This window comes from Diaphorobacter sp. JS3051, from assembly GCF_015832135.1.
GTDB classification, from domain to species: domain Bacteria; phylum Pseudomonadota; class Gammaproteobacteria; order Burkholderiales; family Burkholderiaceae_C; genus Diaphorobacter; species Diaphorobacter nitroreducens.
The window spans coordinates 2,851,101-2,862,715 of sequence record NZ_CP065406.1; the positions used below are offsets into that span (position 1 = coordinate 2,851,101).

Annotated in this window: 12 protein-coding genes; 6 read left to right on the forward strand and 6 right to left on the reverse strand. The window is 68.5% G+C overall.

Annotated elements, in window-relative coordinates; all coding sequences use genetic code 11:
- Window positions 1-6: 6 nt before the first annotated feature.
- Complete coding sequence (locus tag I3K84_RS13640) at window positions 7-474, forward strand: hypothetical protein (protein ID WP_103737006.1); 468 nt, start codon at window positions 7-9, stop codon at window positions 472-474.
- A gap of 36 nt (window positions 475-510) precedes the next feature.
- Here the strand turns inward: I3K84_RS13640 and I3K84_RS13645 are convergent, their stop codons facing one another.
- The 6 genes from I3K84_RS13645 to I3K84_RS13670 form a co-directional block, all read right to left on the reverse strand.
- Window positions 511-828 (reverse strand): hypothetical protein, encoded by a 318-nt coding sequence (locus I3K84_RS13645; protein ID WP_011807170.1) that lies wholly within the window; start codon window positions 826-828, stop codon window positions 511-513.
- A gap of 102 nt (window positions 829-930) precedes the next feature.
- Window positions 931-1,914 carry an FAD:protein FMN transferase gene (locus I3K84_RS13650; protein WP_196994763.1) on the reverse strand — a complete coding sequence of 328 codons (984 nt, stop codon included), beginning with the start codon at window positions 1,912-1,914 and terminating at the stop codon, window positions 931-933.
- Complete coding sequence (locus I3K84_RS13655) at window positions 1,895-4,072, reverse strand: PepSY domain-containing protein (RefSeq protein WP_196994764.1); 2,178 nt, start codon at window positions 4,070-4,072, stop codon at window positions 1,895-1,897. The genes I3K84_RS13650 and I3K84_RS13655 overlap by 20 nt, the downstream gene beginning before the upstream one ends.
- 26 nt (window positions 4,073-4,098) lie before the next feature.
- Window positions 4,099-4,581, reverse strand: a complete 483-nt coding sequence (locus I3K84_RS13660) for a DUF2271 domain-containing protein (protein WP_047349248.1) — start codon at window positions 4,579-4,581, stop codon at window positions 4,099-4,101.
- Window positions 4,582-4,620: 39 nt separating this feature from the next.
- Window positions 4,621-5,043 (reverse strand): PepSY domain-containing protein, encoded by a 423-nt coding sequence (locus I3K84_RS13665; RefSeq protein ID WP_103737009.1) that lies wholly within the window; start codon window positions 5,041-5,043, stop codon window positions 4,621-4,623.
- 20 nt (window positions 5,044-5,063) lie between these two features.
- A complete protein-coding gene (locus tag I3K84_RS13670; protein WP_196994765.1) occupies window positions 5,064-6,446 on the reverse strand; it encodes a ferric reductase-like transmembrane domain-containing protein in 1,383 nt (460 codons plus the stop codon).
- Window positions 6,447-6,591: 145 nt separating this feature from the next.
- Here I3K84_RS13670 and I3K84_RS13675 point away from each other — a divergent pair, with 145 nt between their 5' ends.
- From I3K84_RS13675 to I3K84_RS13695, 5 genes are all read left to right on the forward strand, one after another.
- Entirely contained in the window at window positions 6,592-6,921 is a 330-nt protein-coding gene (locus I3K84_RS13675; RefSeq protein WP_011807164.1) for a PepSY domain-containing protein, read from the forward strand.
- Window positions 6,921-7,592: a response regulator transcription factor gene (locus I3K84_RS13680; RefSeq protein ID WP_196994766.1), complete on the forward strand. Its 672-nt coding sequence runs from the start codon at window positions 6,921-6,923 to the stop codon at window positions 7,590-7,592. The genes I3K84_RS13675 and I3K84_RS13680 overlap by 1 nt, the downstream gene beginning before the upstream one ends.
- Entirely contained in the window at window positions 7,589-8,956 is a 1,368-nt protein-coding gene (locus I3K84_RS13685) for a sensor histidine kinase (protein ID WP_196994767.1), read from the forward strand. Before I3K84_RS13680 ends, I3K84_RS13685 begins: the two co-directional genes overlap by 4 nt.
- Before the next feature lie 91 nt (window positions 8,957-9,047).
- Window positions 9,048-10,127, forward strand: a complete 1,080-nt coding sequence (locus I3K84_RS13690) for an IS630 family transposase (protein WP_005801445.1) — start codon at window positions 9,048-9,050, stop codon at window positions 10,125-10,127.
- A gap of 248 nt (window positions 10,128-10,375) precedes the next feature.
- The gene (locus I3K84_RS13695; protein WP_231403305.1) at window positions 10,376-11,494 is read left to right on the forward strand and encodes an IS630 family transposase; all 1,119 of its coding nucleotides are present in this window, start codon (window positions 10,376-10,378) and stop codon (window positions 11,492-11,494) included.
- The last annotated feature ends 121 nt before the right edge of the window (window positions 11,495-11,615 follow it).

The following is an 11,615-nucleotide window of genomic DNA, read 5'->3' on the forward strand; positions in this document are numbered from 1 at the left end:
TGATCTATGCAAGTGAGCAGTTCCCCTCCGTTTTTTGAACATCAGCATGAGCGCCTGGAGGCGCAGCTGCACGCCCATCTGCTGGATGTCGTGGGTGGGGATTTCGATAGCGCGCTGCAGCGCTTGCAGCGCTGGCGCGCCGACCTGGCCCAGCACATCGAGATCGAAAATACGCGGCTACTGCCCCATGTGCCGCCGGGTGCCCGCTGGGCCGCGCGGGTGTACCTGGTGGAGCACGACCGTATCGCGCTGCTGGCCGACGAGTACCTGCTGAAGGTGCGGGCAATGGCGCAGCAGCCGCCGCAGGGCGAGCAGGCCCGCCGCGCTGCGGTGCTGGGGCTGCTGGATGCGGCGCATGCGCTGCGGCATGTCCTGGAGCATCACCATGAGCGCGAGCACCAGGCGCTGGCGCATGAATTGCCCGAAAGCCTGCAGGCTGCGGCGTGGAAAGGCGTGGAGCCCGGCGGCGCATAAGCGGCCCCGTGGGTTCCAGCTCCTTGCCTCGTCCCGTCAGACCTCCGTCTGCGCCGCGGCCACCCAGCGCAGGCCCCTGCCGCGGCTGAAGTAGTAGTCGCCCTGGGGGCTGATGACGACGGCGCGGCAGGCGGCAGGGTCCGAAAAATACTGCCACCCGTGGGCGCGCTCCTGGGCGCTTGCATTGTTGGGGATGGTCTGCATGCCCTGGCCTGCGTTGTCGTTGCAGCGCGTGACCATGGCGCGCTCACGCGGGTGGCGGCGGTCCTGGTGGTCGCGGTCCCCGGCAAATGCGGGGGCGCCGAGGGCGGCCACCAGCATTCCGATCGCGGCGAGAGAGAAGGTGGTGCGCATGATGAACTCCTTTGTGCCCGGTGATTGCAGCCGAAAGTGACTGTGCCTGCAGTCTGCGCGGGAGGCGGTGAATCAGTGCTGAACGCTGGATTCACCTGCCGTTCATACCCCGCTCGCCGGTGCGCCCGAGCCGAACCGGCCCAGCCCCAGCGTGACCAGTCCGTTGCCGCGCCTCAGCATCCACAGCACCTCCAGCCCCATGCGCTGGGCCAGCGCCAGCCCTTCGCCAGGGCCGGCCACCAGCAGCGCGGTGGCCCAGGCGTCGGCGTGCATGCACTGGCGCGCCAACACGGTGACAGAGGCGACTTCGTTGCGCACGGGGGCGCCACGGCGCGTGTCCATGGTGTGCGCCAGCCGTGCGTCGCCTACCTGGAGATAGTGCCGGTAGTCACCCGAGGTCGCCACAGCCAGGTCCTGCAGTTCGACCACGCTGTGCACGGCGCGGCGGCCGGTTTCGGGGCTTTCCACCGCGACGGCCCAGGGTTGGCCATCGGCCTGGCCGCCCACGGCGCGCAGCTCGCCGTCCAGCGCCACCAGGGCGTGCGGCACGCCGTTCTGCCGCAGTACGTCGGCCATGCGGTCCACGGCGTAGCCCTTGGCGATCCCGCACAGGTCCAGGTGCACGGGTGCGTGCTTGCGGGCGCGCAGCATGCCGCTGTCCAGCTCCAGCGCCTCGTACGTGGGGATGCGCGCGACAGGTGCCGCGCTGGTGGCTGTGCGGATCGCCTCGGCGTCGGGAGCGTCGCGCACCGCTCCAAAGCCCCAGGCATCGACCAGCGCACCCGCGGCCGGGTCGAAGGCGCCCGCACTCAGGCGGCAGATGTCCAGCGCGCAGACCAATACTTCCAGGATTTCAGCGGGCAGCGTGACCCAGGCCCCCACGGGGGCGTGGTTCAAGCGGTTGAGATCGCTGCCCGGCAGCCAGGGCGACATCTGCGCATCCACCTGTTGCACGGCGGCGGCCAGCGCGGTTTGCAGCGCCTGCACATCGGTGTCCGGCGCCGCATCGCAGGTAACCGACCAGCGCGTGCCCATGGTGGGGCCATGCAGCGCCAGCCGCCGCGGGTCAGAACAGGTCTTCGGCATAGCGTCCCTGCTCTTTCAGTTGCGCCAGGCTCTGGCCCTGCGGGCCCAGCAGCGCATCCAGCACCTGTGCCACGCCCTGGGCCATGGCGCGGCTGCCGCACACACGCACGAGGGCACCCTGCGCGATCAGTGCAAGCACCTGCGTGGCATCGCGGCGCAGGATTTCCTGCACATAGCCACCGCCCGGTGTACGGGAGAACGTGGTGTGCAGCCCGGCCAGGCGGCCGTCGGCCTGCCAGGACGGGAGCTCGGTGCCGAAGTAGAAGTCCCGTTCGGGATGGCGCGCGCCGTAGTACAGGTGCATGGGGCGGTGGCGCGTGTTGTCGCGTATGAAGCCTGCCAGTGGCGCCACGCCCGTTCCCGCGCCGATCAGCAGTACCGGCGCGCGGCCGGCGGGCAGCACGAAGCCCGGGTTGGAGCGGATGAACGCCTGCACACTGTCGCCCGCCTGCAGCGCATGCAGGTGGCTGGAACACACGCCGCCGGGCATGCGGCGCACGCAGATTTCCACGAAGCCGTCGCGCGTGCCGCTGGCCAGCGAGTAGTAGCGCGGCACGGCCTGGCCGGGCGCGACGATGCCGATCAGGTCGCCCGCGGCGAAGCGGGGCAGGCCGCGGGCGGGCAGGGCAAAGCGCAGGATGGCCGCGGGTTCGCCCGCGCCGCCCGGAAAGTCTTGCCGCGCGGCGAGCGTCAGTGCCACCGTGCGCGGCAGGCGCGGCTGGTAGTCGATCTGCAGGGGCAGACCCAGTGCTTGCGACAAGGCCCGTCCCCAGCGTGCGAACTCCTGCGCGGACTGTTGGTGGATGCGCTCCAGCGGCAGCAGCGTGGGCCAGCCCTGCGCGCACAGCGCCTGCTCCAGCGCCTCGGCATACGCGCAGAAGGCGGGGAACTGCCGGTCGCCAAAGCCCAGTACCGTGACTTGCGCTCCCGTGACGGGCTGGCGCGTGATGGCGTCCAGCGCGCGCGCCGCATGGGCCGGCGGCTGGCCGTCGCCATAAGTGGCCGCCAGCACATAGACCTGGCGTGCGGTCGGTGGCACGCGCCAGTGCTCCAGTGCCGTGGTGTGCACGCGCTGGCCTGTGGCGACCAGTGCGGCATGCAGGGCCTGGGCAAAGCCCCAGGTGGTGCCGCCTTCGCTGGCCACGAAGACCAGGCTGTCGGCTTGCGCGAGCGGGCTGTTGTTGGCCATGCGGGGGCGGCTGCGACGGGCCTGCCACCACAACACCACGCCCGTGGTCCAGAACAGCGGGATGCTGGCTCCCATGGCGCCCAGCACCAGCGCCCAGACCCACGCGCCTTCGCCGGTGTGCAGCAGTAACGCCCAGTCGTGTACGCGCTGCGCCGCCGTGGCGTCCTGCCAGGCCAGGGTCTGGCCACTGTAGCGGTCTACCCAGCCCTGGCCCTGCGCGGTGGTCACGCGCCAGGTGTCTTGCGGATCGTCGGCCGCCGGCAGATTCAGCTTGCGCAGGTCCTGAACGCGCAGCTCCTGCAGCAGGGGCAATTGGTCGGCGCGCAGGGCGGCCTGGCTGCCCTGTATGGAGGCCACGTCGGGCTCTGCCACGGCATCCAGCGGCAGCAGGCCGAAGGTGGCGGCGCTCATGACCAGGGCAGCAGCGGCGGACACCGCCAACACCAACAGGATGACCCGCCCCGCCAGCACGTGCAGGCGCTGCGCCAGCGTGCCGCGCACCGGGCCGGCCAGTTGCCGCCATCCGCCCATGCGGCGCAGCAGCAGCACCAGCCCCGAGACCGAGAGCGCCAGCATGGCGAGCGCCACTACGGCCGCGGTCATGCGCCCGGCGTCGCCCAGCAGCAGGGAGCGGTGCAAGTTCTTCACCCAGCGTGGCAGCAGCGAGGGCTCGTAGCCACCCAGCACGCGGCCGTCCGCGGGGTCCACACGCAGGGCCTGGGCCTGGCCGTTGTCGAAGGCGTGTACCACGATGCCGCCCGAGGGCAGGTGGCGGATTTCCTCCGCGCCGGGCACGCTGGCCTGTATGCGCTGCACCAAGGTGGCCACGGGCAGGTCCTGCGCCGGGGAAGCCGCCTGCCAGGCGTTGCGCAGCGGGTCGAGGGCCAACAGCGTGCCCGTAATGCCCAGCACCAGCGCGAGCGCGCCGGCCATCAGGCCCAACCAGCGGTGGATCTGCCGCCAAACCATGGATGTCCCCTCGCTTATTCCCTCGCTTATTTCAGTTGGTAGGTGAACGACTGGATGTACTGCTTGCCCGCCTGCGGCTTGCCGGCCTGGGCGGTGGACAGGGGCACGCGGATCTCCGACGGGCTGTCGCGCATGTCCTCGGCGGCAGCGTCGATGCGGATCTCGTAGCCCGCGTCGAGCAGCGCGTCGGCCAGGTCGGCCGTCACCTTGAGCGTGCGGCCCGCGCCCACGCTGGCGCCGGTCACGCCCTGCAGGCGCTTGCCGTCCTTGGCGGACAGGCGGTTCCAGTCGGCCAAGTGCTTGTAGTACTTGGCCTTGCCGCCGGCCACCCACAGCGTGCCCGCGTAGGCGCCCTTGGCGTCGGTGAGGTAGACGGCGAGGTAGGCGCCGTCGCCTCCGTAGTTCTTGAGGGTGGTCGAGAGCGTGACCTCGCGGCTGTGTGCCAATGCGGGCAGGGTCAGCGCGCAGGCGGCGGCCACGGTGGTCAGCAGGGGTTTGGTGCTGGACATGGAGGTTCTCCGGTAAGAGCGTGTGGATGATTCAAAGGGTCATTCGATCTGGCTGCGTGGCGTGGTGCCGGGCGTCAGTACGGGGTTTTGGGCCGGCGCCGTCAGGGGTGCCGCAGTGTCCTGGGCGGGAGCCGCATCGCGGGACGGGGTGCGATCGCGCTCGCGCCGGCGTTCGCGCTCAGGTTCATGGCTGTCATCGCGCAGTTTCATCTTCACCACGCGCAGCGTCTGGGGGTCCAGCTTGGCCTTGAAGGCACGGCCCTGGGCGTCGCGGCCGCGCACTTCGTAGCAGCCGTCATCGATCTTGAGGCGCTGCACCTGCCAGCCCTGAGCGGCCGCGTGCCGCATCACGGCGTCGCGTGACTGCCAGTGCTGCACGGGGGCCTCGCAGTCATCGTCCGCCAGCGCAGGGGCTGCTGCCAGGGCCAGGCACAGGGCCAGCAACGGGGTCGGGTGTTTCATGGAAAGCTCCTTTCGGTGGATCAACGCATGGCAAAGGACTCGCGGTGCACGCGCCACGGGCGGGGGCCGCTGGCGTGCGCGTGCAGCGCATCGCCCAGACCCTGGGGGCCGCAGAACCAGATGTCCAGCGGGCCGGGGGTGGCTTGCAGGTCCTGGGGCCTGAGGCGCTGGCCCTGGGCGTCGCCGTGCACCGTGAGCGTGACCGGTGGTTGGGCCTGCGCGCACAGCGTGCGCAGGCGCGGCAGCAGCGGATCGGTGGCGGCGTCGCGGGTGCAGTAGTGCATCTGCACCGGCTGCAGTTTGGAGGGCGCCTGCGTGGCGCCCGGCTGCCGGGCTTCCAGCAGCGCCAGGAAAGGCGTGATGCCCACGCCACCCGCCACCCACACCTGTTGGCGGCGGTGGCGGCCCCGGCCGTCGAAGCGGCCGTAGGGGCCTTCGATGTCCACGCGCTGCCCGGCCTGCAGGCGTCGGCCCAGGGTGCGGGTGTAGTCGCCCAGTGGCTTGATGACCAGACGCAGCAACTGCTCGCCCTGCGCATTGGTGCCCAGGCTGCCCGGTGCGCTGGCGATGGTGAAGGGGTGCGCGCCTTCCGACGCATCAAAGCGCACGAAGGCGAACTGCCCCGCGCGGTGGCCCGGCCAGCTTGCCGGCAGGGCGCAGATCACCTCAACGGGCGCCGCCGCGCCGCCATCGCCCAGCGTGCGCACCGCATGGATGTGGCCGGCGTGGCTGCGTGCGCGGCCGATCCAGCCGGCCAGCGACCACACGGCGGCCAGGCTGCCCAGCGCCAGCAACGTGCCCATCAGCAGGCCCAGCGGGAGCGTCCAGAAGGTCAGCGGCATCAGCGCCACGGTATGCAGCGTGAGCGCCAGAAACACCAGCGGCATGGCGCGGTGCAGGAAGCGCCACGGCTTGTAGGCCAGCAGCCGGGTCAGCAGCGTGATGGCCACCATGGCCAGCAGCAGGTAAAAAGCCATCTCGCCCAGGTCCTTGGCAAAGCCCCGGGCGTCGGTGAGCCAGGGCAGAACGGCGTCGCGTGCCGGCCGGCCGGCGCGGCCCCACAGGCCCTTGATCCAGTCGCTGGATTCATCGGCGCCCCAGTGCAGGATGGCCGTCAGCGCCGCACTGATGCCCGCCCACTTGTGCAGGCGGTAGACCTGGTCCATGCCGCCCAGCGGGCGCTCCAGCCAGGGCAGGCGCAGCGCCAGCACCATGGCCAGTGCCATCAGGCCGATGCTCCACAGACCCGAGAGATACAGCGCCTGTTGGCGCAGCTGCCACCAGCCAGTGGCCGCCCCCTGTGCATCCACAAGGGGGGACACGCCCAGCTCGGGCGGCAGTACCGCGAGCCAGGCCAGGGTGATGGCCAGCAGCCAGCCTCCCAGGACGATCTTGATGCGCATGGCGTTTCCTTCTTGTGCGTTGAGCAAGTGGCCCGCCGGGTGTGTGGCGAGCGGCTTGGCAACGATTCTGGAAAAGCCACGATGAACTCGTGCTGAAGGCCGCGTTCATGCGACATTCATCGCCGTGCACGTATAAAAAACGCCCATGAACGCATTGCGCCGCCCCTTCGTCCTGATGGCCCTTGCGGTGGCCGCCGCCACCGCGGGCACTGCCGCGCAGGCCGCCGAGCGCGGCCATGGCGACCATGACCTGGCGCGCCAGGCCCTGGAGCGCGGCCAGGTGCTGCCGCTGCGTACCGTGCTCGAGAAGGTCGAGCGCGAGTACCAGGGCCAGGTGCTCAAGGTGGAGTTCGAGCATGATGACGGTCGCTTCATCTACGAGATTCGCCTGCTGCAGCAGGACGGCCGCATGGCCAAGCTGAAGATCGACGCGGTCGATGGACGTGTGCTGCAGATCAAACGCAAGGAACATTGATGCGCATCCTCGTCGTGGAAGATGAACCTACGCTGCGGGACCAACTGGTGCAGGCGATCGCCGCGGCGGGCCACACGGTGGAAGCCGCCAGCGACGGCGCGCAGGCCCACTACCTGGGCGAGGTGGAAGACTTTGACGCCGTGGTGCTGGACCTGGGCCTGCCCGTGCTGGACGGCCTGTCGGTGCTGCGCCGCTGGCGCGCCGCGGGGCGCAACATGCCGGTGCTGATCCTTACCGCGCGCGCCGCCTGGCATGAGAAAGTGGCGGGCATGGACGCGGGCGCAGACGATTACCTCGCCAAGCCCTTCCACATGGAGGAGCTGCTCGCGCGCCTGCGTGCGCTGCTGCGCCGTCTGGGGGAGCACGCCAGCGCGCAGTGGCAGTGCGGCCCGATCTGGCTGGACACGCGCCAGGCGCGCGTGCTGGTGGACGGCCAGCCGCTCACGCTCACCAGCCACGAGTTCAAACTGCTCTCGTTCCTGATGCAGCGCAAGGGGCAGGTGCTGTCGCGCACCGAGCTGTCTGAGCACATCTACCCGCACGACAGTGATCGTGACTCCAACACCATCGAGGTCTTCGTGGGCCGCCTGCGCAAGAAGCTGCCGCCGGGCAGCATCGAAACCGTGCGCGGCCTGGGCTACCGCCTGGCCGAGGCCGGCGCCACGGCATGAGGGTGGGCGGCTCTCTGCGCCTGCGCCTGCTGGCGGGCACGCTGGCGTGGATGCTGCTCAGCGTCGCGCTCGCGGGCTGGGCGCTGCGCACCTTGTTCCAAGACCACATCACCCAGCAGCTACAGGCGCAACTGGTGGTGCAGCTCGACCAGCTCAGCGCCTCGGTGGAATGGACCCCGCAGGGCGGCACGGCCGTGGCGCCGCTGGCCGGTGATGCGCGGCTGGCGCAGCCGCTGTCGGGCCTGTATTGGCAGGTGGACCAGGTGGGCGCGGCGCCGCAGGCCGCCGTGGCGCGCTCGCGCTCGCTGTGGGACCAGGTGCTGGCGCTGCCGCCCGTGCCGGGCGACTACCCTGCGCGTGGCTACCGCGTGCTGCAGCTGCACGATGCGCAGGGCCATGCGCTGCTGTCCGTGGCACGCACTCTGCAGCTGCCCGAGGACGACGCCCCGCCGCTGCGCCTGGTCGTGGCGGGCGACACGGCCCTGCTGGCCGAGCCGCTGCAGCGTTTCACCCACCTGCTGCTGATCGCACTGGGCCTGCTGGCGCTGGGCCTGGCCATCGCCGTGGCGGTGCAGTTGCAGCTGGCACTGCGCCCGCTGCAACTGCTGCGCGAGCAGCTGGCCACCGTGCGCGGCGGGCGCGCCGCGCGGCTGGAAGGGTGCTTCCCGCAGGAGCTGCAGCCGCTGGTCAATGAGTTCAACCATGTGCTGGCCGAGAACGCCGACATGGTGCAGCGCGCGCGCACCCAGGCTGGCAACCTGGCGCATGCGGTGCACACGCCGCTGTCCATCCTGGCGAATGCCGCGGCACAAGAGAGCACGCCGCTGGCGCAGTTGGTGACCGAGCAGGTGGCCAGCGCGCGCCGCCAGGTGGACTACCACCTCGCCCGCGCCCGTGCCGCCGCCGCCGTGCGCGCCACGGGGCTGCGCACGCCGGTGCTGGCGCCGCTGCAGGCCCTGCTGCGCACCATGCAGCGCCTGCATGCCGACCGGCAGTTGGCGTTCGAGCTGGCGCCAAAGGCGCAGGATGGCGCCTTTCGCGGCGAGGAGCAGGATCTGTACGAACTGCTGGGCAACCTCATCGACAACGCCGGCAAGTGGGCGCGCACGCGCGTGGTGGTGGATGTGCGGCGCGAGGGCGATCTGCTGTGCTTCACCGTGGACGACGACGGCCCCGGCATTCCCGAAGCGCTGCGCGACCGCATGTTCGAGCGCGGCGTGCAGTTGGACGAGCAGCGCCCCGGCTCGGGCCTGGGGCTGGACATCGTGCGCGCGCTGGCGCAGACCTATGGCGGCAGCGTGCAGGCGCTGGCCTCGCCGCTGGGCGGGGCGCGGCTGCGCCTGTGCCTGCCGGCGGCGGACTGAAGCACCGCTTCCTAGTGTGGTGTCTCAAAAATAGATAGAACTATTTTGACCGGTGTTGGTCGAATCAGCTTCCTTATAGGAGACTACGCTGATGGCCCACCCTGGACGCCCCGCCACGAAGCTGCAGATCACCGATGCCGAGCGCGCAGAGCTGCATGCGCGACTGCGCGTACGCAAAGCGCCCGAGGACGAGAAGCTGCGCATGCGAATCGTGCTGGGCTGCGCAGATGGGGAGTCGGGCACCATGATTGCCCAACGCTTGGGCACGACGGTGCAAACTGTCTCCAAGTGGCGGCGGCGCTACCGGGCGTATCGTCTGGCGGGTTTGACCGATGCCCCGCGCGCTGGCCGCCCGCGCAGTGTGGGCGACGAGCAGGTTCAGCTCATTGTGGACAAGGTTCGCCAGAGCAAGCCTGACAACGCCACGCACTGGAGCGTGCGCCAGATGAGTCGGCACGCTGGCGTATCGCCCGCGACGGTGCAGCGCATCTGGCATGCCTTTGGGCTGAAGCCGCACCTGCAAGAAACCTTCAAGCTATCGACGGATCCCCATTTCGTGGACAAGGTACGGGATGTGGTGGGGCTGTATATGGCACCACCCGATCGCGCCTTGGTGCTGTGCGTGGACGAGAAGAGCCAGATCCAGGCTCTGGATCGCACCCAACCAGGGTTACCACTGACGTTTGGCAAACCCAGCACGCGCACGCACGATTACAAGCGCCATGGCACAACGTCGCTGTTTGCAGCGCTGGATGTGGCCACTGGCAAAGTCATAGGACAGCTCAAGCGCCGTCACCGCAGTGTGGAATTCCTGCAGTTCCTCAAAGCCATCGATGCAGCGGTGCCTGGCGAACAAGACATCCACCTGATCATGGACAACTACGGCACGCACAAGACGCAGGCAGTGCGGGCCTGGCTAGCAGCCCATCCTCGCTACCACGTTCACTTCACGCCCACCTCAGCGTCCTGGCTCAATCTGGTCGAGCGTTTCTTTAGCCAGATCAGCGAGCAGTGGATCAAGCGCAGCGCCCACACCAGCGTTGCTCAGCTGGAGCAATCCATACGGGAATACATTGATCGTCACAACGAGGATCCCAAGCCGTTCGTGTGGCATAAAAGTGCGGACACCATCTTGGCATCTGTGGCGCGGGCAGCGAGTACCATTATTTGATGATTACTTTTGAGACACCACACTAGGGCCTGTTCACACTATTTTTGCCAGATGCGTTGCAATCCAAAGCGCCAGGCGCTAGGCGCCAAACGAGGCTGGGGTGCGGCCCCAGCGAGGCTTGGCAACGACGCGGATGGCGCTTTGGGTTGCAACCCGAAGGGAAGGCCATGGAAACGGCGCCCCTCGTTGTTGCGTTTCTAGTGTAGTGTTTGATTCTTAATGAAACTTAATTGAGCAACCACGCTCCAATGCTCTACTACGGTTTGCATTGGAGTGAAAAATTGCGAGTTGCCCCGACGATTGTGTTGACGGATGAAGAGGAAAGCGAGCTGAGCCGGCTGGCGCGCTCCAAGCGCACCAGCGTCAGATTGGCCCAGCGCGCCCAGATCGTGCTGCTGGCCGCGCAGGGGCTGCAAAACAAGGATATTGCCGAGCAGCTTGGCATTGGGCGCGTGCAGGTGGCGCGCTGGCGTGAACGCTACCTGCAATTGGGGCTGCAAGGTATCGAGCGCGACTTGCCGCGCGGCGCACCGCCGGTGAAGGTGGATGTGGCCAAGCTTGTGAAGCTAACCACACAGACCAAGCCCGAGGCGGCCACGCACTGGAGCACGCGCACGATGGCCGCTGAGTTGGGCGTCAGCGCCAGCACCGTGATGCGCCATTGGCAGGCCCACGGTCTCAAGCCTCACATCGTGCGCGGCTTCAAGGTCTCGCGCGATCCGCAGTTCGTGCAAAAGCTCGAAGACATCGTGGGGCTTTACATGTCGCCGCCCGAGCATGCGCTGGTGCTGTGCTGCGACGAAAAGAGCCAGGTGCAGGCGCTGGACCGAACGCAGCCCGGGCTGCCGCTCAAGAAGGGGCGCGCGGCCACCATGACGCACGACTACAAGCGCAACGGCACAACCACCTTGTTCGCTGCGCTCAACGTGCTCAACGGTCAGGTCATCGGCCAGTGCCAGCAGCGCCACACCCACATCGAGTGGCTGAAGTTCCTGCGTCAAATCAATCGGGAGACGCCCAAGGACAAGACGCTGCATCTGATCGCCGACAACTACGCCACGCACAAGCATCCAGCTGTGCAGGAGTGGCTGGCCAAGCACCCCAGATTCAACATGCACTTCACGCCGACCTCGGCATCGTGGCTGAACATGGTCGAGCGCTTCTTTCGCGACATCTCCGAGAACCGGCTACGCCGCGGGGTGTTCACCAGCGTGCCCGAACTCGTCTCGGCCATCGATGAGTACATCGCGCATCACAACACCAACCCCAAGCCGTTCATCTGGACCAAGAACGCTCGCGACATCCTGCAAAAGGTCATCCGCGCCAATAGCCGATTAAGTTCCAAACAGAATGCAACACTACACTAGCCAAGGCCCCGGCCTTGGCGTCGTCACGCGCCTAGATGGGCGCCGTTTCCATGGTCTTCGCACTGGCAAAAATAGTGTGAACAGGCCCTACTGGCCATGCCAATGAAATCCGGCGCAATGC

Bases quoted from the DNA above. Each gene is read 5' to 3' on its own strand.
- I3K84_RS13640 (WP_103737006.1), top strand. From the start codon at position 7: ATGCAAGTGAGCAGTTCCCCTCCGTTTTTTGAACATCAGCATGAGCGC.
- I3K84_RS13645 (WP_011807170.1), bottom strand. From the start codon at position 828: ATGCGCACCACCTTCTCTCTCGCCGCGATCGGAATGCTGGTGGCCGCC.
- I3K84_RS13650 (WP_196994763.1), bottom strand. From the start codon at position 1,914: ATGCCGAAGACCTGTTCTGACCCGCGGCGGCTGGCGCTGCATGGCCCC.
- I3K84_RS13655 (WP_196994764.1), bottom strand. From the start codon at position 4,072: ATGGTTTGGCGGCAGATCCACCGCTGGTTGGGCCTGATGGCCGGCGCG.
- I3K84_RS13660 (WP_047349248.1), bottom strand. From the start codon at position 4,581: ATGTCCAGCACCAAACCCCTGCTGACCACCGTGGCCGCCGCCTGCGCG.
- I3K84_RS13665 (WP_103737009.1), bottom strand. From the start codon at position 5,043: ATGAAACACCCGACCCCGTTGCTGGCCCTGTGCCTGGCCCTGGCAGCA.
- I3K84_RS13670 (WP_196994765.1), bottom strand. From the start codon at position 6,446: ATGCGCATCAAGATCGTCCTGGGAGGCTGGCTGCTGGCCATCACCCTG.
- I3K84_RS13675 (WP_011807164.1), top strand. From the start codon at position 6,592: ATGAACGCATTGCGCCGCCCCTTCGTCCTGATGGCCCTTGCGGTGGCC.
- I3K84_RS13680 (WP_196994766.1), top strand. From the start codon at position 6,921: ATGCGCATCCTCGTCGTGGAAGATGAACCTACGCTGCGGGACCAACTG.
- I3K84_RS13685 (WP_196994767.1), top strand. From the start codon at position 7,589: ATGAGGGTGGGCGGCTCTCTGCGCCTGCGCCTGCTGGCGGGCACGCTG.
- I3K84_RS13690 (WP_005801445.1), top strand. From the start codon at position 9,048: ATGGCCCACCCTGGACGCCCCGCCACGAAGCTGCAGATCACCGATGCC.
- I3K84_RS13695 (WP_231403305.1), top strand. From the start codon at position 10,376: ATGCTCTACTACGGTTTGCATTGGAGTGAAAAATTGCGAGTTGCCCCG.